Raw genomic sequence first — 23,768 nt, 5'->3', positions numbered from 1 at the left:
TAGCTGACAAGCATTACGCCATAAGTGGCGACCTGTAACCCTGAAACCTTTATAAAACCCGCTTCTGGCTGCGCAGCAGCGCCAGGCCGCTTAACACCGACATCGCCATCAGATAATAACCGGGCGCCAGACTGGTGCCGGTCACGCTAATCAACAGTGTACAAATCAGCGGGGCAAAGCCACCAAACACCGTAACCGCCACGTTATAGCTGATCGCCATGCCGCTGGCGCGCGTACCCATCGGGAACAGATCCGCCATCACCGACGGCACCGTTGAGAAGTAGATCGACTTCAGCAGCGCCATCCAGCACACCAGCAAAATCAACGTAGTCGGCGTGGTGTGATCAACCACCAGCTTAAACGCCGGATAGATGGTGACGATCAGCAAAACCAACGATCCCCACATCAGCGGCACGCGCCCCACCCGCTCGGCCCATAACCCCATAATGGGCGTGACCACCGTCAGAATCACGCCCGCCAACAAGGTAGCAGTAAACGCCACGCTGCCCGACAGGTGCAAATTTTTGGTGGCGTAAGTCGGCACATAGTTCAGCATGTAGTTCACCGCAGTCGAAATCACCATCAGGCCGATCGCCAACAGCATCAACTCCTTCTGGCGACCAAACAGACTTTTCAGCGGCGCGGCTTCCGGTTTGTGCTCAGCAAAGCTCGCCGGTTCATGTACGTGACGTCGGATATAGATCCCCAGCGGGCCAATCAGCAGGCCGAAGGCGAAGGGAATACGCCATCCCCAATCCTGAATCTGGCTTTCGCTGAGAATCTGCGTCAGTCCGAGGCCAAACGCCGATGCCATCAACGTACTGGCGCCCTGCGTGGCGAACTGCCAGCTGGCGATAAAGGCTTTGCGCTCCGGGAAATGCTCAACCAGGAACGCCGTCGAGCTGCCAAATTCGCCCCCGGCAGAGAAACCCTGCACCAGACGCGCCAGCAAAATCAGCAGCGGTGCCATCAGGCCAATGCTGCTGTAGCTCGGCATAAAGGTGATGACCGCGCCGCCGAGCATCATCAGGTTGATCGATAACAGCAGCGCTTTTTTTCGACCGTGACGATCGGCATAGTTGCCCAGCACAATCGCGCCCAGCGGACGAATCAGGAATGACACACCAAAACTGCCAAAGGTGAGCAACATTGAAACCGACGGATCGCTGGTAGGAAAGAAGGCATGCGCAATATAGCTGGCAAAAAAGCCGTACACGGCGATATCAAACCACTCCAGCGCGTTACCGATACAGGTCGCGAACAGCGTTTTGTGCAAATTAGGCTTCGCTGCGTTCAACGGCATCGTGGTATTTAATGTACTCATTGGCCACCTCCAACGTGCGCACGATGCTGCGCCACCAGTTCCGTTCCCTGCTCGCCGAGATCCCACAGCAGACGCGTCATAATCTGCAAACCTTCGCGGGCAATCGATTTCAACATATGCTCATTGACGCCATGCTGGCCACATGCTGGATACGAGTGCGGCACCCACAAGGTTGGCAAACCGAGAATATCGGAGAACACGTCATTGGGCAGCGAACCGCCGAGGTTAGGCAGCAGCGCCGGTTTCTTGCCGCTGGTTTCCGCCATGCTGGTCAGCACCCAATTGACCAGCGGATCGGTGGGATCAAGGCGTGTCGCGGGCGATCCGCGCATAAACTCCACCTCCACATAGTCAAAACCGTGCTGATGCAGATGGGCGCGCACATGCTGGGCGAGATTTTCCCAGTCGGTACCCACCACAAAACGCAGCTGACACACGGCGGTGGCGCTGCCCGGAATAGCATTCATTGGACGCGCCGGATTGCCGGTGAGAAACGACAACACTTCCAGCGTGTTCCAGCCATACAGGCGTTCGGTTGGCGTCAGTCCCGGCTCGCCCCAGTGCACATCGATATCGGGATCGCCCGGCATGCCGCCCACCCCGATATCGCCGAGAATATCGCGCACCTGCGGCGTCAAAGAGTTGGGTTTCAGCGCCTCAACCTGCAACACGCCCTGCGCGTTGACCAGCGAGGCGATGGCGTTGGCCAACTGCGTACCCGGATTGCTCAACAATCCGCCCCAGTTGCCGGAGTGATAGGCGTTGTCACGCGCGTTAACGGTCAAACGGAAATTAACCGCGCCGCGTGAGCCCAGGAACAGCGTCGGACGAACCGCATTGAGACGCGGACCGTCTGAAGCAATAAACAGATCGGCTTGTAGCAGCTCGCCATGCTGCTGGCACAAATGCGCCAGCCCCGGCGAGCTGATCTCTTCACCCATCTCGAACAGTATTTTGCAGTTAAAGCCCAGGCTGCCACCGCGCAACGCAAACACCTGCTCCAGCGCCGCCAGATTGACGCAGTGCTGGCCCTTATTATCTGCGCTGCCACGCGCATACCAGCGATCGCCCTCTTCAACCATCTGCCATGGCGATAAGCCGTCGCGCCAGTTTTCATCATCACCAAACACCACATCGCCGTGACCATAGCTGAGCAAGGTTGGCAGCATGGGATCTTCAATGCGTACCGCCACGAGGAACGGTCGATTAGCGGCTTCCGCGTTGTCGATGAAATGCAACGTGAAGCCCAGAGCGATCAGCTGCGGACCGATCTCATCCTGCAAATAGCGCTGTAATTCGTTGTCACGATCGTCGCGCTGGCTTTCGGTACGTTGCGCCACGCGAACCGCTAAAATTCGTTGAAACTCCCCGCTGTCAAAATAAGCGGTGGCTTGTTGAACCGCCTGTTGTGCTGTCATGTTTGCCCTGTCTTTTATTGTTTTGTCGTTAAGGCATCTTTGCGGAAACACTGCTTTGCCACAATTATCAATTTATCGAGTAAGATTTGCTTTTATAGCAAAGCTAGCCTGCCCAATTTCGAGGCATGCACCACCATGAGGCATCCGCATGTTAAGCAGTGAAATCCGCTATTTTCTCGCCGTCGCTAATACTGGCTCGCTCAGCGCCGCCAGCGAACAGCTGTTTGTGGCGGTGTCGGCGATTAGCAGGCAAATTCAGCGGCTGGAAAATCAGGTTGGCGTGCCGCTGTTTGCGCGTCACGCGCGCGGCATGGTGTTGAACGAAGCGGGCGAAATTTTTGCACATCACGTACGAAAGAACCTGCTGGATATGGAGTATGCGCTGGCGGAAATTAAGGGACTGAAAGCGGTGCGCCGCACGTTGATTCGCGTGGCCTGCACCGATGGGCTGGCGTTTACGCTGCTACCGCGTTTGATCGCAGATTTTCGCAATGACAATCCGGGCGTGCTGTTTGATGTGAAAGTCGCCAGCACGCAAGGCGTGGCGGAAGCGCTGCGCAACGGCGAGTGTGACGTGGCGCTGCAATTTAGTCTTCACGCTGAGCGCGGTGTGGAAGTGATGGGTTCGTGGCCGGCACCGGTATTAATCGTGATGCATCAAACGCATCCGCTGGCCAACGCGCCGCAGGTCACGCTCGCCGATCTCAGTCACTATCCGCTGGCCTTGCCGCAGCAAAACACCACCGTGCGGCAACTGTTTGAGCTCGCCAGCCATATGAACGGCAGCCTGGTTGAGCCGGTGATGACCTGCGATACCTTTTCGATGCTGTTTCAATTCCTGCTGCGTACGCCGCAGGCGGTGACAATTTGCAGCGCCTTTACCGTGCTGCAGGAAGCGGAAACGCACGGTTTGATATTGCGCTCGGTAGGCATCGATCAGCTGAGCCAACGCACCTTGCAGCTGCAGACGCAATCAGGGCGGCCTCGCAGTGCCGCCCTGAATGTGTTTCTTACCTTTATGCTGCAACAGCTGGATGCGTTAGAGGAACCGCTGCGCCAGCGCTGGAAGCCGTGACTCAGTTCTTGATATCCACCGGGTAGAAGATGTGTTTACCGAACGGATCGACCTGATAACCAGTCACCGATTTGCGCACCGGCTCGAAGATGGTTGAGTGAGCAATCATCACCGCTGGCATTTGATCATGCATAATCTGCTGCGCTTGCTGATACAGCGCCACGCGTTTGTCGTGATTTTGCTCGGCGCGCGCTTCGGTAATGATCTTCTCAAACGGCTGATAACACCATTTCGACGAGTTGGAGCCGCCATTTGCCGAGGTGCAGCTGTAAAGCGGACCGAAGAAGTTATCCGGATCGCCGGTCGCCGTGGTCCAGCCCATCAGCGCCGCCTGATGCTCACCGCCTTTCACGCGCTTGAGGTATTCGCCCCACTCATAACTGACGATATTGGCTTTGATACCCACGTTGGCCCAGTCCGCCTGAATCATCTCCGCCATTCGTCGCGCGTTTGGATTATACGGTCGCTGTACCGGCATCGCCCACAGGGCGATTTCGGTGCCTGGCTTAATCCCCGCCTCCTGCAGCAGCGCTTTGGCTTTCTGCGGATCGTAGTCGTAATCCTTCAGATCTTTATCTGCACTCCACACGTCCGGCGGCAGGATGTTTTTCGCTACCGTGCCAGTACCTTTGAAGATGGCATCAATGATCGCCTGTTTGTTAATCGCCATCGCCAGCGCCTGACGCACCTTGACGTTATCCAACGGCGCTTTGGTGGTGTTGAACGACAGGAAACCGGTATTCAGGCCCGATTTCTGTTCCAGCGTTAAATCGGGATTGGTGCGCATCTTCTCCAGATCGGCCGGATTGGGGAACGGCATAATCTGGCATTCGTTTTTCTCCAGCTTGGCATAACGCACCGAGGCGTCCGGCGTGATCGAGAAGACAATACGATCAAGTTTCGCCTTGCCCTGCCAGTATTCCGGGAAGGCTTTATAGAGAATGCGCGAATCTTTTTGATACTGCACCAGCTCAAACGGCCCGGTGCCAATCGGCTCCATATCGACCTTCTCCGGCGTGCCGGCTTTCAACATCTGGTCGGCGTATTCAGCCGAATGGATCGAGGCAAAATACCAGGCTAAGTCGGCGAGGAATGGCGCTTCAGCGTGAGCTAAGGTGATGCGCACGGTATTGTCATCGACCTTCTCAATGCTGGTGATCAGCTTCGCCAGCTCGAGGCTTTCGAAGTTGGCATAGTTACCGCCGGAGACATTGTGGTAGGGGTTTTTGGCATCCATCTGGCGCATAAACGAGAAGATTACGTCGTCGGCGTTAAAATCGCGCGACGGCTTAAATAGCTTGTTGCTCTGGAATTTCACCCCTTTGCGCAGATGGAAGGTGTAGACCTTACCATCCGGGCTGATATCCCAGCTCTCGGCGAGGCTCGGCACCAGTTCGGTGGTGCCGGGCGTGAAGTCCACCAGTCGGTTAAAAATCGGTACCGCGCTGGCATCGACGCTGGTTCCCGACGTGTACAATTGCGGGTTAAAGTTCTCAGGCGATCCTTCTGAACAGTACACCAGCGTTTTTGCCGAAACCCCGCCCGCGACCGCCAAACCGATTGCAGTGAGAGTGAGATTTGCCATCATTTTTTTCATCATGATCCTCGCTTTTTATTGACTTCCATGAGTCTGCTTCGTTATGTAATGTTCATCTGATTAATAAATAACATGATTTAACCAGCACGCGTACTACAGACGCCGCAATGCTAATAAGGAATTGTGATGACAGACCAACTTGCCAGCCAATTGACCCAGCGTTTCTACCGTTATCTGGCGGTTTCCAGCCAGAGCGATGCCAAATCAACCACGCTGCCGAGTACGCCGTCCCAACATGCGATGGCGGAGTTACTGGCAAAGGAGCTGGACGAATTGGGTTTACAGGATATCGTGATTGACCAGCACGCCACGGTCACTGCGGTGAAACCCGGTAATCGCCCTGATGCGCCGCGTATCGGTTTTATCACCCATATTGATACCGTGGATGTTGGCCTGTCGCCGGATATCCACCCGCAAACCCTCAGGTTCACCGGGGAAGATCTGTGCCTTAACAGCACGCAGGACATCTGGCTGCGCGTGGCGGAACATCCGGAGATCAAACCTTATCTCGGGCAGGAGATTATCTTCAGCGACGGCACCAGCGTGCTGGGCGCCGATAACAAAGCAGCGGTGACGGTGGTGATGACGTTGCTGGAGAACCTGCGCGGCGATCACGGTGATATCGTGGTGGCGTTTGTGCCCGATGAAGAGATTGGCCTGCGCGGCGCTAAAGCGCTGGATCTGGAGCAGCGCTTTAACGTCGATTTCGCCTGGACTATCGACTGCTGCGAGCTGGGTGAAGTGGTGTATGAAAACTTCAATGCCGCCGCCGCTGAGCTGGTGTTTACCGGCGTGCCGGCGCATCCGATGTCGGGCAAAGGCGTATTGGTCAATCCGCTGCTGATGGCGCATGACTTTATCTCCCGCTTCGATCGCTTAAAAACCCCCGAACACACCGAAGGCCGCGAAGGCTATATCTGGTTCAACGATATGAATGCCAACGCCAGCCGCGCGGTGTTGAAAGCCTCAATTCGTGATTTCGATTTGCAGGGTTTTGATGCGAAGAAACAGCAACTGGTGGAAGTGGCCGATGAAATCGCCGCGCGTTATCCCACCGGCCATGTAGCGCTGACGATTAACGATACTTACAGCAATATCAGTAATGCAATTGGTGAAGACCGTCGTGCGATTGACCTGATTTTTGCCGCGTTAGAGCAAGTGGGCGTGGAACCGAAGGTGATCCCGATGCGCGGCGGCACCGACGGTGCAGCGCTGTCAGCGAAAGGGCTGCTGACGCCGAACTTCTTCACCGGCGCGCACAATTTCCATTCGCGCTTTGAGTTTTTGCCGGTTCCCTCGTTTGTGAAGTCGTATCAGGTGGCCGAAGCGTTGTGTTATTTAGCCGCGAAATAAAAAAAGGTCGCCCTTCATGGCGACCTTTTTTTGGTTATTTACTCGCTGAAACATCAATCCCAGGGAAGAATTTCGCCGCCAGCTTAGTGACGGTGCCATCGGCTTGCACCTTGGTGATTGCCGCATCCAGCTCTTGTTTCAATTTGTCATCGCCTTTACGCAGACCAAAACCGATACCGGTGCCGAGAATGGTGTCATCTTCTACCGGCTTGCCGGCAAAGGCGAAACCTTTACCCTGCGGCTTTTCGAGGAAGCCCGATTGACCGGCAGCTGACATCACCAGCGTGCCGTCAAGACGACCGGCAACCATGTCGTTGTAAACCTGGTTCTGATCCTGATAAGAGGTCACTGTAACGCCCTGCGCTTCCCAGTGCTTCTTGGCATAGGTTTCCTGGATCGAACCCTGCAGCACCCCGATGTTTTTCCCTTTCAGTGATTCGGCGGTTGGCAGCAGCTTCTCGCCCTCTTTCACGATTAACATGGTCGGAATGCGGTAGATCGGCTTAGTGAAGTCGATGCTTTTCGCCCGCGCTTCGGTGATGTTCATTGCGGAGTTAATGGCATCAAATTTTTTCGCCTGCAGCGCCGGAATCAACGCATCAAAGCTGCTTTCCACCCACTTACAGTCGAAGTTGCCTACCTGACAAATCGCTTTACCCAGTTCGATATCGAAACCTTCCAGTTCGCCCTGCGCGTTGCGGCTCTCAAATGGCGGATACTGCGATTCAAGACCATAGCGTAAGGTTTCCTGCGCCAGCGCGTGCGCCGAAGTCAGCATGCCCAAAGCGACAAACAGTGCGTTTAATTTTTTCATTATATTTACCCCTAAGTTACCCTTTGACCTGGCAGAGCGCTTCTGCACCGGCCTGAAGTGTTGCGTCGTCTTTTGCGAATGACAGGCGAATTAATTTATTGTCAGTGCCGTCCATATAAAACGCCGACAACGGAATGGTGGCCACACCGTGATCGACGATGAGACGTTTTACCATTTCGCTATCACTTTCGTCACTGAAATGTCCGTAGCTGGCTAACATAAAGAACGAACCGGCGCTCGGCAGCAGTTTAAACGGCGAATCCTGCATCAAGGTCAGCAGGCGATCGCGCTTCTCCTGATAGAACGGCGACAGCTGCAGATAGTTCTTCGGATTTTGCAGATAGTGAGCAAAACCGACCTGCATCGGCGTATCGGCGGCATACATCATGAACTGATGGACTTTGACGATCTCTTCCATCAGCGCTGCCGGTGCCAGCGCATAACCCACGCGCCAGCCGGTGACATGGAAGGTTTTACCGAAGGAGGAAACCACCACGCTGCGCTGCGCCAGTTCCGGATGCGTTGCCATGCCGCAGTGCTTACGGCCATCAAACAGAATGTGTTCGTAGACTTCGTCAGACAGCACCACGATATCGGTGTTGCGCGTCAACGCGGCTAACTGATCCAGATCCGCAGCTGACAGCACCTGCGCGCTGGGGTTGTGCGGCGTATTGATGATGATCATGCGGGTACGCGGCGTAATGGTGGCGCGCAGTTCGTCCCAGTTGATGGCGAAATCAGGCACCTGCAACTTCAGGCCAATGGGCGTAGCGCCCTGCAGACGGACCACCGGCGCGTAGCTGTCAAAAGCCGGTTCGAAGAAGATCACTTCATCGCCCGCATGGACCAGCGCGGAAATCGCCATGTAAATACCCTGGCTGGCGCTGCCGGTGATCAGCACTTCGCTGCCGGCATCATAGTGCTGGCCATACAGCGTATGAACTTTCTCGGCCAGCGCTTCACGCAGCGACGGCAGGCCGGTCATTGAAGCGTATTGGTTATGGCCGTCACGCATCGCCTGGCTAACCAGCTCAACCAGCTGCGGATCGCAGGGGAAGTTCGGAGCGCCTTGCGACAGGTTGATGGCTTGGTGTTGCGCCGACAGCTGGCCAATGACGCTAAAAATCGTCGTGCCGACATCGGGCTGTTTGGAAGAGATGTTAACACTGCTATTCAGGGTCATCGGTGCCTCGTAAGGTTGCATAACCACGTATCGAAAGTAGATTTCTATTCAACGGTGTGCGGCTTGAGTCGACAAGCGAATTGTTGTCATAATAGCCATGATTAAAAATCATAGCTTGAGGTTGTTATGTCCCGCTCTGCTCTGCCGCTCAATGCCATCCACGCGTTTCTGGTCACCGCGCGCCATCTCAACCTGACGCGTGCCGCCAGCGAGCTGTGCATCACCCAAGGCGCTGTGAGCCGTAAAATCGCCACGCTGGAGAGCTGGCTGGGCTTCGCGCTGTTTACCCGCCACGCGCGTGGCCTGCATCTCACCGAACAAGGTGCCGCGCTGCTGCCGGAACTGCAGCAAGGTTTCGCCATGCTGGTGAATGCCACAGAAAAAGCCAGCCGCAGCAACGCCTCGATTCGCCTGAAAGCGCCCACCTGCGCCATGCGCTGGCTGGTGCCGCGTCTGGTGGCGCTGGAACAGCAGCGTCCGGATATTCACGTGGCGTTGACCACCACGCTCGATCATGGCTCACAGCTGGATAATTTTGACGCGGCGATTGTGTTTGGCCCGTCGCCAGCCGGTTCGATTTGCCTGTTTGAGGAGCGTTTAACGCCGGTAATGGCCAGTAGCGTCACGCCGCCCAGCCAGATTGGCGAACTGGCGAAGTTTACTTTTCTGCATCCGACGCAGGATTCACGCGACTGGCAGCTGTGGCTGGCCGGGCTGGATGCCGCGTTACCAATGGCGCGCAATCAGCATTTCGCCACCATGGATCTCGCGATCAGCGCTGCGATTCAGGGATTTGGCATCACGGTGGCGGATGTCACCTTGGTGCAGAACGATGTGGTGAATGGGCGACTGATTGCGCCGTTTGCCACCAGTGTGGCGACCGGCGCAAGCTACAGCCTGTTACAGCGGGCGGAAAAAGATGCGCCACCGTTCCTGCCGGAACTGGTGGCGTGGTTATCTGAGGTTTAGAACGAGACCCATTCGTCAGAGGCTGATTTCGGCTGTGCGAGGCCTGCGCCGGTCAACACCGGCCGACGCAGCGCGGTTGGCGATACCACGACCTTATTCACCGGCGCGCTGTCCGACAGACGGAATTTCGCCACCGAGGCCTGCAGCTCCTGCGTCTGGCGCTCCAGCGCGCTGGCAGCGGCAGAAACTTCCTCAACCAGCGAGGCGTTCTGCTGAGTGACGCTGTCCATCTCGGTGACGGCGGTACCGACCTGCGAAATCCCTTTGCTCTGTTCTTCTGACGCCGCAGCGATGTGCTTCATGATTTCATTTACATCCTGCACCGACTTAAGAATGTCGTGCATGGTGCTGCCCGCGCTGCTCACCAGCGCCGACCCTTTTTCCACGCGCTGCACGGAATCTTCGATCAATGTGGCGATCTCTTTCGCCGCACCGGCGCTGCGCTGTGCCAGATTGCGCACTTCACTGGCCACCACGGCAAAACCGCGGCCCTGTTCACCGGCGCGTGCGGCTTCTACCGCGGCGTTTAGCGCCAGGATGTTGGTCTGGAAAGCGATACTGTTAATCACGCTCGTGATCTCAGCGATCTTCTTCGAGCTGCCTGAGATGCCTTGCATGGTGGTAACCACTTCGCCCACCAACCGTCCGCCCTGCTGTGCGGTGCCGGTAGCGGTTTCGGCCAGCGAACTGGCCTGACGCGCGTTGTCGGCGTTGAACTTCACGGTGGCAGTTAACTGCTCCATGCTGGCCGCCGTTTGCTCCAGCGCGGCCGCCTGCTCTTCGGTACGCGATGAGAGATCGTTGTTGCCGGAGGAGATCTCCGCTGCGCCGCGATAAATGTTTTCAGTGCCGCTGCGAATCGCGCTTACCGCTTCGCGCAGGCTGTCCTGCATGGCACGCAGCAGCGGCACCAGCTTGCCGACGCAGTTACGGCCAAAATCTTCCACCGGCTGGCTGAGGTCGCCCTGCGCAATAATCGTGAAATGGTTACGGATACGCTCCAGTGGTTTCACCAGCATCGCCACCAGATAGCGATCGGTAAACAGCAAGATAAACAAGCCAATCACCACCGCCACCAGAATAATGACTTTAGTGATGCTGGTGAGCTTATCGACGGTGACGCGCGTCTCATCCAGTTTGCTGCCTGCGGCTTTATTGAAGGCTTCCGCGCTGGCACCAAACGCACGACTAAGCGGCGGCGTGACGTTATTGGCTTGCGCACGATAGGCTTCAAGCGTGCCCTGCTGCGCCAGCGAAACCTGCGGTGCGATGCCTTCATCGAGCAGTTTTTGCCAGTTGGTGATGACGCTATTGGCGGTCTCCGCATCCATCGGACCTGGCGCCATGGTTTTAAACTGCGCCAGCAGCGTTTTCATATTGTCGAGCGCTTGTTGCACCGGGGTAAAAGCATCAGCACCGACTGCGCTGCCTGAGGCGCGGCCTTCCATCACGCGAGACAGACGCGTAACGACACGAAAATATTGATCATTTCCTTTGCTTAAAATCGTCATTTGATTGACCAGCTGGCGGTCAATCTCGTTGCCCTCGCCGAGGGCGTTCAGTGAGTGGACGCTAAACAGCCCAACGGCACACCACAGCAGGCAAAACAGCCCAAGAATGGTGAGCAATACGGCGCGGATGGTGAAATTTTTTAAGATACCCATACATAATCCCTTGGTGTGAAACGCGAAGGAGGCCCGATAAAATCGGGCATATTGCGTTTATCGGCATCGGATCGGGAAAATGTAACGGTTTTGTAAGCTAATTAATTGCTTACTGACGCGGGTGAGAAATATGCGCTTTTAAGATTTATCAGCAAGATAGGCGAAAATTTGCCTTATAAATTGATTTGCCAGATTACACCATTAGCACGATCATTAAAGCTTAACGTGGCTGCGCATCATCAAACGGAACAAACGCAGCCGTCCACGCATAAAGCGCGCCTTCACCACCGCCTGGGCTTTGCCCTGTTCGCCCAGCGCCAGCGTCAGATCGTCGCCCGGTCGCCAGGCTGGCCAATCTACTTCACCCGCTAAGTGCGAGCTAAACTCGCTGGCTTCACGCGCGAAGGTGACCCAATAAGCGCTGACTGTGGAGGCGAACGCTTTATCCTGCTCGCTGTAGCTGCGTTCCGCTGGCGGCGCTAGCGTATCCAGCGTGTTAAAGACATAGGGAATTTCGTTGCCGTGCCAGGTGCCGTGCGGGTAGAGATCGCGCGCGTTTTCGGAGACGTAATCGAACCAGTAACGCCATGCGGGCAGGCCGATATTGTGCTGCGCCTGAGCGATGATTAACGGTAACACCGTGAACGCCATATCGCGCGCCACCGCACGTCCCAGCAGCGCATCATCATGAATGTCGTACAGCCACTTCATCAGGCGATAACTGATGCGGTTTTTGCTGCGCATCTGTCGCAATACTGCCGTGGCATCCACGCCAAAATAGTCCAGTACGCTGGCTTCATCGCTGTTGCTGCCGATCATTAACGGAATGCGATGCTGCTTGCCGGAGATAAACGTGGTTAACATCGGTTTCGGCAGTACCGCATCGCCGCTGATGGGCACCGGGCCGAGCGCCAGCGGGCGTTCTAACGGCCAGAATTGTTCGGCCGGTAGCTCACGCAGCTGCTCGGCGCTGGCATCTTCGGGTAACGCAAAATGCGCCGCGACCTGTAAACCGATCTGTTGTGCCTGCTTTTGCGGGATGTCGGGCAAGCTGTAGGCGCTTTGTACGATGCCCTTGTGAAACAGCGCCTCGGAGAGCGGCGAGCAGCACAGCGATAACACACTACGCGCACCGGAGGATTCACCAAACAGCGTCACGTTATGGCGATCGCCGCCAAAGGCAGGAATGTTGCGCTGAATCCACTGCAAAGCAGCAATTTGATCGAGTAAGGCAAAGTTGTTGATCACGCGCCCGTCGGGGTATTGCGCATCCAGCGCCGGATGAGAGAAGAAACCGAAGTGACCAAGGCGATAATTGAGCGTTACCACCACCACACCTTGCGCCGCCAGCGCTTTACCGCGATAAGGATCAAGATTACCGGCGCCGATGGAAAATCCCCCGCCATGCAACCAGACCATCACCGGCAACGGCCGCGAAGGCTCAACATCCGGCGTCCAGATATTCAGGTAGAGACAATCCTCACTAAAGCGACCGGGATCGCCACCGCCGGCGGCCACGCAATAGTCACGATTTTGCCAGCTTGCTGCGCCCCATTCGGTCGCATCACGCACCTCTTGCCACGGCTGGACCGGCTGCGGCGGTCGCCAGCGTAAAGCGCCAGTAGGTGCAGCTGCGTACGGTATTCCTTTAAAGACAAAAAGATCTTCGTCCATCAGGCCTCTGAGTTCCCCTTCTGCGGTCATGATCCTCAGACGTCGTTCATTTTTCATCTCGGGTTCCCTGATAATGCATCGTTCCATTATTTGCAGGCCTTGGACGAATGTCCATGTTCTGAAAGCATTTGCAGATTAAGCCGAAACGCGGCGCGATTCTTTGAACAACTCCATCAAATATTTTGGCTAACCCCATCGAGGCCATTTGTTTTAAGGTTGCAAGTTAACCTGGCGCGACGGAGAAACACCATGTTTGGTGGCATTAATCAAATGTTCAACCGGATGTGCGATCACCCGGACCTTGGCAAACTGCTTTTGCGCCTGACGTTTGGCGGATTGCTACTGTTTCATGGGGCGTTCAAAGTGGTGCATGGCGTGGGTTGGATTGCGCACATGCTCGCCGTCAAAGGAATGCAAGGTTTCATCGCTTACGGTGCTTACATCGGGGAAATAGCGGCACCTGTAATGGTGATCATCGGATTTTTGACGCGCCCTGCGGCGTTCATTATTGCGGTGAACATGATTGTTGCGACACTGCTGGTAAAAATGGGCGCTGTCTGGCATCGCACCGACGTCGGTGCGTGGGCGCTGGAGACAGAAGCGCTTTACCTGCTGGGTGCGCTCGCCATTATGTTGTTGGGTGCCGGGAAGTACACGCTGGTGCGTGACGCGCGCTTGCAATAACCACAAGAAAAGCAGCCGGTCTGCTGAATTTCAGACCGGCTGTAACATTTCTCCTCAGGCTACGCCACAGCGTTCCAGACTGCGCTGCTGCATCTGCTGGTACAACGCCATTTCATCCTGCACCGCGCAACCTAACGCGCTTTCAAAATCCGCTCGGCTGGCATTCCCCGCGCTGCGTGTTTGCGCCACGTCGCCCAAATTCGACTGGAAAATCCCCGCGGCACTGACCGGCAGGAAATCCTCGTAAACGATCGGTTCGGCACTCAAACGCTCTTCAGCCAGCAACTGCGTCACGCTTTCGCCCGCGCGTGGCGGCAGATGCTCGCCTTTTTCGGTCAGGCGATAGCGGAACCACGCCAGCTGCTGCTCGCGCAAAGACTCTTCGTCGTCGGGGAAATCACCAAACACTTCACTTAGATGTTGCTGGTGATGCTGGTTATCGCTGCCGGTACCGGCTTCGGCCAGCAGATGATCGTAAAGTTCGCGTCCTTTCGGGGTGAGCGCCGCGCCGCGCTGTTCAATCTCACCAAAGCGCGCGGTGTGCGTGCCCGGCGTGCCATCGTTAAAGTGCACCGCTTCTTCCAGCGCTTTGAAGCTGGTCTGGCGCAGCAGAATCGGTACTTTACGCTGCGGCGGGCCTTCAATCAGTGTTTTGGGATCGATGCCGCGTGAAGGCATTAGCGCTTGCACCCGATCGATATCCAACGTGCGCGGCGTCAAATGGTTGATGTGGCAACCACGGAAACACACCACATCGGCAATCAGACGATGCTGCTGGCTCAGTGCGCGATAAGTGGCGCTGTCTACGGTGGTGTGCGCATGCCAGCGGAAGGTTTCCAGCGCTTCCTGCACGAAAGTGGCGGCATCCGCGGCGTTCAAACCGCCCTGCTGCTGATGCTTAGCGATCAACGCGCGGCAACCTGGCGTAAAGATATCGCGCGCGGCGAGAATTGCAGCGGCCTTCTCGCGCAGCGCCGCATCATCAATCAGTTCCAGACGCAGCAACGAAGTGAAAACGCGGAATGGATTATGGCGCAACGCGCGATCGCTGACCGGACGAAACGCCGTGGAGTGCACCGGCACACCGGCTTGCGACAGGTCGTAATACCCCACCGCTTCCATGCCCATCACGGCGAACATCTGGCGCAACGTGCTGAGTTCATCAGCCTTTCCGACGCGAATCGCACCGTGACGCTCGACGCTCAGGCGACTCAGTTCATCGGCGGCCGACAAGCGGTTTTTTAACTCGGGATTGGCTTCCAGCGTACGTTCATTAACAGCGGTGACCAACTGCGTCAGCGTGCCGTATTGCGGCACTTCCTGCTGATACAGGGTCGACATTGCCTGCGAGAACAGCGCGCGGATGGCATCGCTGCTGAGAAAGTTTGGCATCATCATCACCTTGGGCTAACGGGTTGTTGCTACTGTAGATCAACCCTTTAGCGGCGGGTAACAATTTCGTGGAACTGTGATCGCCTTGTCATTCGGTGAGGTTTGACTGGTCACCAAAGCGACATTTCAGCACCAGCATGATGGTGGTTAACACGGCGGGAATCGCCAGCAGCAGGAAGATCTGACTGAACGTCCAGCCAAGCGTTAACAACTCGGCACCAACAAAGGCGCTAATGATGGCGCCGATGCGCCCTATGCCGTGCATCCAGCTGGAGCCGGTGGCACGCGCGTGAGTTGGGTAATAACTAGCGGAGAGCGCATTCATGCCGGTGTTGGCGCCGTTAAAACAGAAGCCGCTGCAGAAAGCGATGGCGCTCATTAAGCCGACCTGCGCGGGTGAAAAACCCAGCGCCACAATGGCAATGCCACCGCAGAAATAGATCACCGCCAGCGCCAGATTGGCGTTGATGCGGTCCATCAACCAACCCGCAAACAGCGAGCCAAGGGTTCCGCCGGCCTGATACATCGCCGTGACAATCGCCGCTTCCGTCACCGACATGCCGAGCGTGCTGATCAATGAAGGCATCCAGCTGCCAATCAGGTAAACGAGGAACAACCCCATAAAGTAGCCGCCCCACAACATCAAACTGCCGAACAGATAGCGGCGCGACACCACGGTCGCCACCGAGCCTTTACGCGCGGTCGGCAACTCAGTGCTTTGATAATGGCTATCCGGCTGCACGCTGCCGGGCAGCATACGTTCGAGGATGGCGTGAATACGTGCGGCAGGCGCGCGACGGCTAATCAGAAAACGTACCGATTCCGGTAAGCCGCGCACTAAAAAAGGCAGCACCAGCAGCGGCAGCACGCCGCCCATCAGCATAACGGAGTGCCAGTCATAGCGCGGCAGCAGCCATGAAGCGGCAAAGCCTCCCGTCGCGGCACCAAAGGTAAAGCCACAGAACACCACGGTAATAATAAATGAGCGGCGACGTTCGGGCGCGTATTCGGCCACCAGCGTGCCCACGTTGGGCATCGCGGCCCCAAGCCCTAAGCCGGTGAGAAAGCGGAACAGCATCATCTGTTCGATGTTCTGCGCCATCGCCGTGGCCAGCGTCCACAGACCGAAAAACAGCACGCTGATGAGGATCATCACGCGGCGACCATAGCGATCGGCCAGCGGTCCGGCGACCATCGCCCCCAATGCCAGACCAATCAGCGCCGCGCTGATCACCATGCCGAGTTGATGATTCGTGACGCCCCAACTGGCTTTCAGCGTGGGCGCAATAAAGCCCATCAGCGCAATGTCCATGCCGTCCAGCGCCACTACCACGAAGCACAGCGCGATTAAGCGCTTCTGCCAGCTGCTAAGCGCACTCTTATTGATAAGCTGGCGAACGTCTACTGCTTCAACGCTGGTCACGTAACGACTCCTGCACTTTTAACCGTTTAGGGCATCAGTTTTAGTAAAAAAAACGGCGCTTATCATAGCTCATCGTTAACAATAACAGGCACTCTTTTTGGATGTAATTGAGAACTATTCAACTTTTTACGCTGTATGTTATTGATTTAAGAGCGCGCGAATATGCTGCAAAAAGTGTCTTTTTCAGCTTTACCCATAAATACATCAGGTTAGCGGCGAAGCTTGCATAGCGGTGTTTTTGTTAATATAAATTTGCAGGCAAGTTAACATAATTAACTTTTCCTCATTGCTGCTCCTCGGCATAACTCATTATGTTGGGCGTATGGACAAAAATATCCTTTTCAATCAGCGCATTCGCTTGCGTCATTTACATACCTTTGTGGCGGTGGCGCAGCAAGGAACGCTCGGTCGTGCCGCTGAAACGCTCAATCTGAGCCAGCCCGCTTTATCGAAAACACTGAATGAGCTGGAAGAGTTGGCGGGCGCGCGACTGTTTGAGCGCGGACGACTCGGCGCGCAGCTCACCACGCTGGGCGAACAGTTTCTGGTTCATGCGGTGAAAGTGCTGGATGCGCTTAATCATGCTGGTCAGAGCTTCAACGCGCCCCAGCCGGGCCGACCGGTGGTGATTCGGCTCGGCGCGCTGACGACTGCGGCGATGGGCATGCTGCCGCAAATTCTCGATCGCTTCCATGAACAGCAACCTAACACCACGGTGCAGGTTGCGACATTGCATAACAACGTGTTGTTGGCCGGTTTACGTGCCGGTGAGTTTGATGTCGGGATTGGTCGTATGGCGGACAGCGATATGATGGCCGGACTCACTTATGAATTGCTGTTTCTGGAATCACTCAAACTGGTGGTGCGCCCCGATCATCCGCTGTTAAGCGAGAACGTTATGCTGTCGCGCGCGATGCAGTGGCCAGTAGTGATTTCGCCGGAAGGCACCGCACCGCGCCGTATCGCGCAGCATATGCTGAATGAGCAAGGTTGTACCTTGCCAGCAAACTGCGTTGAAACCTCATCGACATCGCTGGCGCGGCAGCTGGCACTGCGTTACGACTATGTGTGGTTTGTGCCTTCTGGCGCCATCAAAGAAGATTTGAATCACGATGCGTTGTGTGCGCTACCGATCGCCTCGCCGGGGCCAGGCGAACCGGTGGGCATTATTACGCGCAGCGGCAGTCCATTAAGCCTGAGCGCCGAAGTGTTGATGGCGACCATCCGCAAATTCCACAGCTAGCGACTGTGTTTTGCATGACGCTCACGGTTCTCCAGGCGCGCCTGTTCGGTTTTTCGTAAACCTACATACAGCGCGCCCGCCCCACCATCTTTCGGCTGCGCCGTACAAAAGGTCTGCACTTCTGCAAACTCCGGCAACCATCGCGCCACATAGCTGCGCACGATATTGGCGTGCGACTCATCGTCGCGCCCTTTTCCATGAATAATCAATAGATTGCGCAACCCATGTTTATTGGCCTGCCGCATAAAACTGAACAGCGCCTGACGACAGGTTTCCACTGGCTGACGCAACAGATTAAGGCTGGCTTCAGGCGGATATTTGCCCAGTCGCAGCTTATCCAGCACGCCTTGCTGTACGCCTTCAACTTTAAATTCCAGCGGTGTTGTCAGTGGAACGATGTCGAGATAGCCACGCGTGAGGAAATTTTCCTGCTCGTCACTTTCCTGCGGCGCACGCGGCGCTTTAGGCGAAGGTGCGCGTAGCCATTGGGTATTAGCGCAATTTTTTAATGGTGTCACATCACCCATGGCATCACGGAAAAGGTCTTCATCATCAAGGTTCATGGTGTTTCCTCTCGCCTGGTGTTTGCCTGCGCGTCCAATTCGACGCTAAAGCAAAAGAGTAGCAAAGGATTATGGGCAAAACATCTGTCACTTTTTGCGCTGTATTAAGCGCGCTATAGCTGTAAACCTGGCAACAAAACGTTCCAGATCAATAAATGCGCTTCAATCAGACCAGCGCAAACCGCGTAATACCTGACATTTGTGGGGTTTTAAGGACATTTACTGCTCGGATGAGTTCCCTTCGCTTAGAAAAATGTTAAAATTGACCGCAGTCAACAATCATCGAGCGTAACTATATGATCCAGGAAAAACGCAGCATTCGACGTATTCAGTCTGGCGGTTGTGCCATCCATTGTCAGGATTGCAGTATCAGCCAATTGTGTATTCCCTTCACGCTGAACGAGCACGAACTGGATCAGCTGGATAACATCATTGAGCGCAAAAAGCCGATTCAGAAAGGCCAGACGCTGTTCAAAGCCGGTGATGAACTGAAATCTCTCTACGCAATCCGCTCCGGCACCATCAAAAGCTACACCATCACTGAACAAGGCGACGAGCAAATTACTGGCTTCCATTTGGCAGGCGATTTGGTGGGTTTTGACGCCATTGTTGGTGCCAAACATCCAAGCTTTGCGCAAGCGCTGGAAACCGCGATGGTGTGCGAAATCCCGTTTGAAACGCTTGACGACCTCTCCGGTAAAATGCCGGCGCTGCGTCAGCAGATGATGCGTTTGATGAGCGGTGAAATCAAAGGCGATCAGGATATGATTCTGCTGCTGTCGAAGAAAAATGCCGAAGAGCGTTTGGCGGCATTTGTCTGGAATCTGTCGCGTCGTTTCGGTCAGCGCGGCTTCTCACAGCGTGAATTCCGTTTGACCATGACGCGTGGCGACATTGGTAACTATCTGGGACTAACCGTAGAAACAATCAGCCGTCTGCTGGGTCGCTTCCAGAAAAGTGGCATGCTGGCCGTAAAAGGCAAATATATCACCATTGAGAACCACGCTCTGCTGGCAGAATTAGCTGGCCAGACCGAACAAGCCGCGTGATTCTGTGCCGGGTTAATAAAAGTTATTTTATTGATCCGGCAACAACTTTTCCGCTTCTGCCCTGTCCAAACTTAGGCTATCTTTAACCCAACTTGCTTTGGTTTTAGGAGATCGGCTTATGTCCCGGTACCAAAATATTCTGGTGGCTATTGATGCCCAGCAGGACGATCAGCCCGCGCTGCGTCGTGCGGTTTATCTCAATCAACGTATTGGCGGAAAAATCAAAGCTTTCCTGCCTATTTACGACTTCTCATATGAAATGACCACGCTGCTGTCGCCCGACGAGCGCTCCAATATGCGCAAAGGGGTGATCAGCCAACGTACCGAATGGATCCGCCAACAGGCCCAGGCATATATTGAGGCTGGCGTTGAAATTGAAATCAAAGTGGTTTGGCATAACCGTCCCTATGAAGCCATCATCCAGGAAATTCTGGCACATCAGCATGATTTAGTGTTGAAAATGGCGCACCAGCACGATCGCCTCGAAGCGGTAATATTTACGCCGACGGATTGGCATCTGCTGCGTAAATGTCCATGTCCGGTGTGGATGGTGAAAGATCAGGCGTGGCCTGAAGGCGGCAAAGCGGTGGTAGCGGTCAACTTAGCCAGCGAAGAGCCGCATCATGATGAGCTGAATCAGAAGCTGATTCGTGAAACCACGCTGCTTGCCGAGATGGTGAATCACACCGAAGTGCATTTGGTCGGCGCTTACCCCATCACCCCGATCAATATTGCTATCGAACTGCCCGACTTTGATCCCAGCGTTTATAACGACGCGATTCGCGGCCAGCATTTAGTGGCGATGAAAGCGCTGCGTCAAAAATTCTCCATCAGTGAAGAGTTTACCCACGTGGCGAAAGGTTTGCCCGAGGAAGTGATTCCGGATATTGCCTCGCATCTGGACGCCGGCATTGTGGTGCTCGGCACCATCGGCCGTACCGGTTTGTCAGCCGCGTTCCTGGGTAATACTGCGGAGCAGGTGATTGATCATCTGCGTTGTGATTTGCTGGCGATCAAGCCAGACGATTTCAAATCGCCGATTGATCACGATGACGAAGAAGATGAAGACGATTGATTAAAAAAAGGGCGGCTCGTCATGGCCGCCCTACTTATTTCTACTCAGGGCGGTGAATCACATCACCGCCCTGCTTTTTTACAGCGCGCGCAGAATGCCTTCCACGCTCGCTTTTGCATCGCCAAACAGCATTTGCGTATTGTCTTTAAAGAACAGCGGATTCTGGACACCCGCATATCCGGTGCTCATCGAGCGTTTAAATACAATCACGTTCTGCGCTTTCCACACTTCCAGCACCGGCATGCCAGCGATTGGACTGCGCGGATCTTCCAGTGCGGCTGGGTTAACGGTGTCATTTGCGCCAATCACCAAAACGGTATCGGTATCGCTGAAGTCATCGTTAATCTCGTCCATTTCCAGCACCACATCGTAAGGCACTTTCGCTTCCGCCAGTAGTACGTTCATGTGGCCCGGCAAACGACCGGCAACCGGGTGAATACCAAAGCGAACTTTGATACCGCGCGCGCGCAGCTTTTCGGTAATCTCCGCAACCGGATACTGCGCCTGCGCCACCGCCATGCCATAACCCGGCGTGATCACTACAGAAGAAGAGGCTTTCAGCATTTCTGCCGTCTCTTCCGCCGTAATTTCACGGTGCTCGCCCACTTCATCGCTTTCGCCGCCTACGCTTACGTCGGTACCAAAACCACCGGCGATCACGCTAATAAAGGAGCGGTTCATCGCTTTACACATGATGTAAGAGAGGATGGCACCCGAGGAACCGACCAGCGCACCGGTAACGATCAGCAAATCATTGCTCAGCATGAAGCCTGCCGCCGCCGCCGCCCAACCGGAGTAAGAGTTCAGCATCGAGACCACAACCGGCATATCCGCGCCGCCAATTGACGCCACCAGATGCCAGCCAAACACCAGCGCAATGACGGTCATCAGCAGCAGCGCAAACACCTGCGCACCGGTGCTATCAGTTTGTACGAACCACAGCATCAGCAGGAAAGAGACCACCAACGCCGCGAGGTTCATTTTATGACGATGTGGCAGCATCAGCGCTGATGAGGAGATCTTGCCGCGCAGTTTGCCAAACGCCACCAGTGAACCGGTAAAGGTCACCGCACCGATGAAAATGCCGAGGAACACTTCGGTCAGATGGATATTTTCCATCACCGGCGCGAGGCCCGGCGCGTGATCGATGTAGCTGTTGAAGCCCACTAACACCGCCGCCAAACCCACGAAGCTGTGCAGAATGGCAACCAGTTCCGGCATTTCGGTCATTTCGACTTTTTTCGCCAGACGCAAACCAATCGCACCGCCGATCACCATCGCCAGCAGAATCCAGGCAACGTTCCCGGTGTTCGGGCCAAAAATGGTGGCGAGCAGCGCAATCGCCATGCCGCTCATACCAAAAATATTACCCTGCTTTGAGGTCTCGTGTTTCGAGAGACCGGCAAGGCTGCAAATAAACAGAATCGCGGCAACAATATATGCTGCAGTAACTAATCCGCCAGACATGTTGCTACCCCTTAATTCTTACGAAACATTTTCAGCATGCGCTGGGTGACGGTGAAACCACCGAAGATATTGATGCTGGCGATCAGTACGGCGATAAACGACAGAATCGTGACCCAACCGCCGTGGCCCATCTGCAGCACCGCACCCACCACAATAATGCCGGAAATGGCGTTGGTGACGGCCATCAAAGGCGTGTGCAATGCGTGACTCACGTTCCACACCACGTAATAGCCGACCACGCAAGAGAGCGCGAACACGGTGAAGTGTGACAGGAAGTCCGGCGGCGCGACGTTGGCCAGGCAGGCAAACAGCACCACCGCCAGCGCCAGCAGCAGATACTTGCGCCATGGTGAAACCGGTTTGGCTTCTGCCTTCGGCAGCGGCTGTGCGGCGGGTTGCGCTTTCGGCGCGGCGGAAACCTGAATCGGCGGCGCTGGCCATGTCACTTCGCCATCACGAATCACCGTCACCCCGCGCACCACCACGTCGTCGAAATCCACGGTAATTTCGCCGTTTTTCTCTTTGCACAGCAGTTTCAGCAGGTTGACAAGGTTGGTACCGTAAAGCTGTGAGGATTGGGTTGGCAGGCGACTTGGCAAATCGGTGTAACCGATAATCTTCACGCCGTTAGGGGTTAAGGTCACCTGATCGGCCACCGTCAATTCGCAGTTACCGCCGGTTTGCGCAGCCAGATCGACGATTACGCTGCCTGGTTTCATGCTGGCAACCATCTCGGCAGTAATCAGCTTCGGGGCCGGACGGCCAGGAATCAACGCGGTGGTGACGATAATGTCCACTTCTTTCGCCTGCGCGGCAAACAGCTCCATCTCTGCCTTAATAAAGGCTTCAGACATCACTTTGGCATAACCATCGCCGCTGCCCGCTTCCTCTTCAAAGTCCAGCTCAAGGAACTCGGCGCCCATACTCTGCACCTGCTCTTTCACTTCCGGACGCGTATCGAACGCACGCACGATGGCACCTAAACTGCCTGCCGCGCCGATGGCCGCTAATCCCGCGACGCCCGCACCGATCACCATCACTTTGGCTGGCGGCACTTTACCGGCAGCGGTGATTTGGCCGGTGAAGAAGCGGCCGAATTCATGAGCGGCTTCAACGATGGCGCGATAACCCGCGATGTTCGCCATTGAGCTCAACGCATCCAGCGCCTGCGCACGAGAAATACGCGGCACCGAATCCATCGCCATCACAGTGACGTTGCGTGCTGCCAGCTTTTCTAACAGCGCGGGATTCTGCGCAGGCCAGATAAAGCTCACCAGCGTGCTACCGGCACGCGTCAGTTCAATCTCCTGATCGTCCGGCGCATTCACCTTCAAAACGATGTCCGATTGCCACACATCGTGAGTGTTAGTAATAGTGGCGCCGACGGCGATAAAGCTTTCGTCATCAAAGCTGGCGCGAAGTCCTGCGCTCTGTTCAACGGTGACGCTAAATCCCAGCTTGATCAGTTGCTCAACGGTCTTTGGCGTGGCGGCCACGCGCGACTCGTTGGCTAACCGTTCTTTGGGTATCCCAATTAACATACTGTTTCCTTTCAACAATTAAAGGATGAGGTTCTGTAAGTGGCAAAAAGCTCAAAAGCCGAAAAAGTGTTTCAGCTTCTTATGAGCAAAATGCGCAATGTAACAAAGTCTTTATAACCTACTGAAAATATGAAGAGTGATCCACAGCGATAACGCCCACTTATGACATTCACACAAATATTCAGACACAAAGATTGAATGCCATGTTTTGCCACTGCATTTGGTGTTTATTAAAAAATATTCTGCTGCGCAAAATCGTG

General features: G+C 55.3%; 19 protein-coding genes. 7 read left to right on the top strand and 12 right to left on the bottom strand.

Translation table 11 applies throughout. The features are described from left to right. Window positions 1-49: 49 nt before the first annotated feature. Window positions 50-1,324, bottom strand: a complete 1,275-nt coding sequence (locus tag KVT28_RS02225; RefSeq protein WP_110866203.1) for an MFS transporter — start codon at window positions 1,322-1,324, stop codon at window positions 50-52. Continuing rightward, entirely contained in the window at window positions 1,321-2,742 is a 1,422-nt protein-coding gene (locus KVT28_RS02220; RefSeq protein ID WP_217546556.1) for a M20 family metallopeptidase, read from the bottom strand. Before KVT28_RS02220 ends, KVT28_RS02225 begins: the two co-directional genes overlap by 4 nt. 148 nt (window positions 2,743-2,890) lie before the next feature. Between KVT28_RS02220 and KVT28_RS02215 the strand changes: the two genes are divergently transcribed. Beyond that, complete coding sequence (locus KVT28_RS02215) at window positions 2,891-3,817, top strand: LysR family transcriptional regulator (RefSeq protein ID WP_137385838.1); 927 nt, start codon at window positions 2,891-2,893, stop codon at window positions 3,815-3,817. Between the two features lies 1 nt (window position 3,818). On the opposite strand, the gene KVT28_RS02210 is transcribed toward KVT28_RS02215, so the two are convergent. Continuing rightward, entirely contained in the window at window positions 3,819-5,414 is a 1,596-nt protein-coding gene (locus KVT28_RS02210; RefSeq protein WP_217547524.1) for an ABC transporter substrate-binding protein, read from the bottom strand. Window positions 5,415-5,540: 126 nt separating this feature from the next. Between KVT28_RS02210 and pepT the strand changes: the two genes are divergently transcribed. Continuing rightward, window positions 5,541-6,767: a peptidase T gene (pepT, locus tag KVT28_RS02205; protein ID WP_110866207.1), complete on the top strand. Its 1,227-nt coding sequence runs from the start codon at window positions 5,541-5,543 to the stop codon at window positions 6,765-6,767. A 34-nt stretch (window positions 6,768-6,801) separates the two neighbouring features. Here pepT and KVT28_RS02200 read toward each other — a convergent pair whose 3' ends face one another. Further along, window positions 6,802-7,581 (bottom strand): transporter substrate-binding domain-containing protein, encoded by a 780-nt coding sequence (locus tag KVT28_RS02200; protein WP_110866208.1) that lies wholly within the window; start codon window positions 7,579-7,581, stop codon window positions 6,802-6,804. A gap of 16 nt (window positions 7,582-7,597) precedes the next feature. Continuing rightward, window positions 7,598-8,764, bottom strand: coding sequence for a methionine aminotransferase (locus KVT28_RS02195; RefSeq protein ID WP_217546553.1), 1,167 nt, complete (start codon window positions 8,762-8,764; stop codon window positions 7,598-7,600). Between the two features lie 126 nt (window positions 8,765-8,890). Between KVT28_RS02195 and KVT28_RS02190 the strand changes: the two genes are divergently transcribed. Continuing rightward, window positions 8,891-9,733 (top strand): LysR substrate-binding domain-containing protein, encoded by an 843-nt coding sequence (locus tag KVT28_RS02190; RefSeq protein ID WP_217546551.1) that lies wholly within the window; start codon window positions 8,891-8,893, stop codon window positions 9,731-9,733. Here the strand turns inward: KVT28_RS02190 and KVT28_RS02185 are convergent. Together KVT28_RS02185 and KVT28_RS02180 are read right to left on the bottom strand one after the other, a co-directional pair. Further along, the gene (locus KVT28_RS02185) at window positions 9,730-11,397 is read right to left on the bottom strand and encodes a methyl-accepting chemotaxis protein (protein ID WP_217546548.1); all 1,668 of its coding nucleotides are present in this window, start codon (window positions 11,395-11,397) and stop codon (window positions 9,730-9,732) included. The genes KVT28_RS02190 and KVT28_RS02185 overlap by 4 nt on opposite strands. A 213-nt stretch (window positions 11,398-11,610) precedes the next feature. After that, complete coding sequence (locus KVT28_RS02180; RefSeq protein ID WP_192411790.1) at window positions 11,611-13,128, bottom strand: carboxylesterase/lipase family protein; 1,518 nt, start codon at window positions 13,126-13,128, stop codon at window positions 11,611-11,613. Window positions 13,129-13,320: 192 nt separating this feature from the next. On the opposite strand from KVT28_RS02180, the gene KVT28_RS02175 reads away from it, so the two are divergent. Continuing rightward, the gene (locus KVT28_RS02175; RefSeq protein ID WP_217546546.1) at window positions 13,321-13,755 is read left to right on the top strand and encodes a DoxX family protein; all 435 of its coding nucleotides are present in this window, start codon (window positions 13,321-13,323) and stop codon (window positions 13,753-13,755) included. Between the two features lie 54 nt (window positions 13,756-13,809). Here the strand turns inward: KVT28_RS02175 and KVT28_RS02170 are convergent, their stop codons facing one another. Next, window positions 13,810-15,147 carry a VOC family protein gene (locus tag KVT28_RS02170; protein ID WP_217547522.1) on the bottom strand — a complete coding sequence of 446 codons (1,338 nt, stop codon included), beginning with the start codon at window positions 15,145-15,147 and terminating at the stop codon, window positions 13,810-13,812. 88 nt (window positions 15,148-15,235) lie between these two features. Beyond that, window positions 15,236-16,570, bottom strand: coding sequence for an aromatic acid/H+ symport family MFS transporter (locus KVT28_RS02165; protein ID WP_101764324.1), 1,335 nt, complete (start codon window positions 16,568-16,570; stop codon window positions 15,236-15,238). 322 nt (window positions 16,571-16,892) lie between these two features. On the opposite strand from KVT28_RS02165, the gene KVT28_RS02160 reads away from it, so the two are divergent. Continuing rightward, a complete protein-coding gene (locus tag KVT28_RS02160) occupies window positions 16,893-17,813 on the top strand; it encodes a LysR substrate-binding domain-containing protein (protein ID WP_101764323.1) in 921 nt (306 codons plus the stop codon). Here the strand turns inward: KVT28_RS02160 and smrA are convergent. Further along, window positions 17,810-18,376, bottom strand: a complete 567-nt coding sequence (gene smrA / locus KVT28_RS02155; protein WP_101764322.1) for a DNA endonuclease SmrA — start codon at window positions 18,374-18,376, stop codon at window positions 17,810-17,812. The genes KVT28_RS02160 and smrA overlap by 4 nt on opposite strands. Before the next feature lie 296 nt (window positions 18,377-18,672). Here smrA and KVT28_RS02150 point away from each other — a divergent pair, with 296 nt between their 5' ends. Together KVT28_RS02150 and uspE are read left to right on the top strand one after the other, a co-directional pair. Next, window positions 18,673-19,425: an FNR family transcription factor gene (locus tag KVT28_RS02150; protein WP_008106391.1), complete on the top strand. Its 753-nt coding sequence runs from the start codon at window positions 18,673-18,675 to the stop codon at window positions 19,423-19,425. Window positions 19,426-19,543: 118 nt separating this feature from the next. Then, entirely contained in the window at window positions 19,544-20,500 is a 957-nt protein-coding gene (uspE, locus tag KVT28_RS02145; protein ID WP_101764321.1) for a universal stress protein UspE, read from the top strand. A 78-nt stretch (window positions 20,501-20,578) separates the two neighbouring features. Here the strand turns inward: uspE and pntB are convergent, their stop codons facing one another. Together pntB and pntA are read right to left on the bottom strand one after the other, a co-directional pair. Then, window positions 20,579-21,967, bottom strand: a complete 1,389-nt coding sequence (gene pntB, locus KVT28_RS02140; RefSeq protein WP_101764320.1) for a Re/Si-specific NAD(P)(+) transhydrogenase subunit beta — start codon at window positions 21,965-21,967, stop codon at window positions 20,579-20,581. 11 nt (window positions 21,968-21,978) lie between these two features. Further along, complete coding sequence (gene pntA, locus KVT28_RS02135) at window positions 21,979-23,508, bottom strand: Re/Si-specific NAD(P)(+) transhydrogenase subunit alpha (RefSeq protein WP_101764319.1); 1,530 nt, start codon at window positions 23,506-23,508, stop codon at window positions 21,979-21,981. Window positions 23,509-23,768 lie beyond the last annotated feature (260 nt).

The organism is Pantoea sp. GbtcB22 (assembly GCF_019091025.1).
Classification (GTDB): domain Bacteria; phylum Pseudomonadota; class Gammaproteobacteria; order Enterobacterales; family Enterobacteriaceae; genus Pantoea; species Pantoea leporis.
Note: the sequence above shows the minus strand (reverse complement) of the source record. Positions and strands in the feature narration are given on the sequence as shown.

Excerpts from the sequence above, each read along its gene's own strand:
- KVT28_RS02225 (WP_110866203.1), bottom strand. The coding sequence starts at position 1,324 with ATGAGTACATTAAATACCACGATGCCGTTGAACGCAGCGAAGCCTAAT.
- KVT28_RS02220 (WP_217546556.1), bottom strand. The coding sequence starts at position 2,742 with ATGACAGCACAACAGGCGGTTCAACAAGCCACCGCTTATTTTGACAGC.
- KVT28_RS02215 (WP_137385838.1), top strand. The coding sequence starts at position 2,891 with ATGTTAAGCAGTGAAATCCGCTATTTTCTCGCCGTCGCTAATACTGGC.
- KVT28_RS02210 (WP_217547524.1), bottom strand. The coding sequence starts at position 5,414 with ATGAAAAAAATGATGGCAAATCTCACTCTCACTGCAATCGGTTTGGCG.
- pepT (WP_110866207.1), top strand. The coding sequence starts at position 5,541 with ATGACAGACCAACTTGCCAGCCAATTGACCCAGCGTTTCTACCGTTAT.
- KVT28_RS02200 (WP_110866208.1), bottom strand. The coding sequence starts at position 7,581 with ATGAAAAAATTAAACGCACTGTTTGTCGCTTTGGGCATGCTGACTTCG.
- KVT28_RS02195 (WP_217546553.1), bottom strand. The coding sequence starts at position 8,764 with ATGACCCTGAATAGCAGTGTTAACATCTCTTCCAAACAGCCCGATGTC.
- KVT28_RS02190 (WP_217546551.1), top strand. The coding sequence starts at position 8,891 with ATGTCCCGCTCTGCTCTGCCGCTCAATGCCATCCACGCGTTTCTGGTC.
- KVT28_RS02185 (WP_217546548.1), bottom strand. The coding sequence starts at position 11,397 with ATGGGTATCTTAAAAAATTTCACCATCCGCGCCGTATTGCTCACCATT.
- KVT28_RS02180 (WP_192411790.1), bottom strand. The coding sequence starts at position 13,128 with ATGAAAAATGAACGACGTCTGAGGATCATGACCGCAGAAGGGGAACTC.
- KVT28_RS02175 (WP_217546546.1), top strand. The coding sequence starts at position 13,321 with ATGTTTGGTGGCATTAATCAAATGTTCAACCGGATGTGCGATCACCCG.
- KVT28_RS02170 (WP_217547522.1), bottom strand. The coding sequence starts at position 15,147 with ATGCCAAACTTTCTCAGCAGCGATGCCATCCGCGCGCTGTTCTCGCAG.
- KVT28_RS02160 (WP_101764323.1), top strand. The coding sequence starts at position 16,893 with ATGGACAAAAATATCCTTTTCAATCAGCGCATTCGCTTGCGTCATTTA.
- smrA (WP_101764322.1), bottom strand. The coding sequence starts at position 18,376 with ATGAACCTTGATGATGAAGACCTTTTCCGTGATGCCATGGGTGATGTG.
- KVT28_RS02150 (WP_008106391.1), top strand. The coding sequence starts at position 18,673 with ATGATCCAGGAAAAACGCAGCATTCGACGTATTCAGTCTGGCGGTTGT.
- uspE (WP_101764321.1), top strand. The coding sequence starts at position 19,544 with ATGTCCCGGTACCAAAATATTCTGGTGGCTATTGATGCCCAGCAGGAC.
- pntB (WP_101764320.1), bottom strand. The coding sequence starts at position 21,967 with ATGTCTGGCGGATTAGTTACTGCAGCATATATTGTTGCCGCGATTCTG.
- pntA (WP_101764319.1), bottom strand. The coding sequence starts at position 23,508 with ATGTTAATTGGGATACCCAAAGAACGGTTAGCCAACGAGTCGCGCGTG.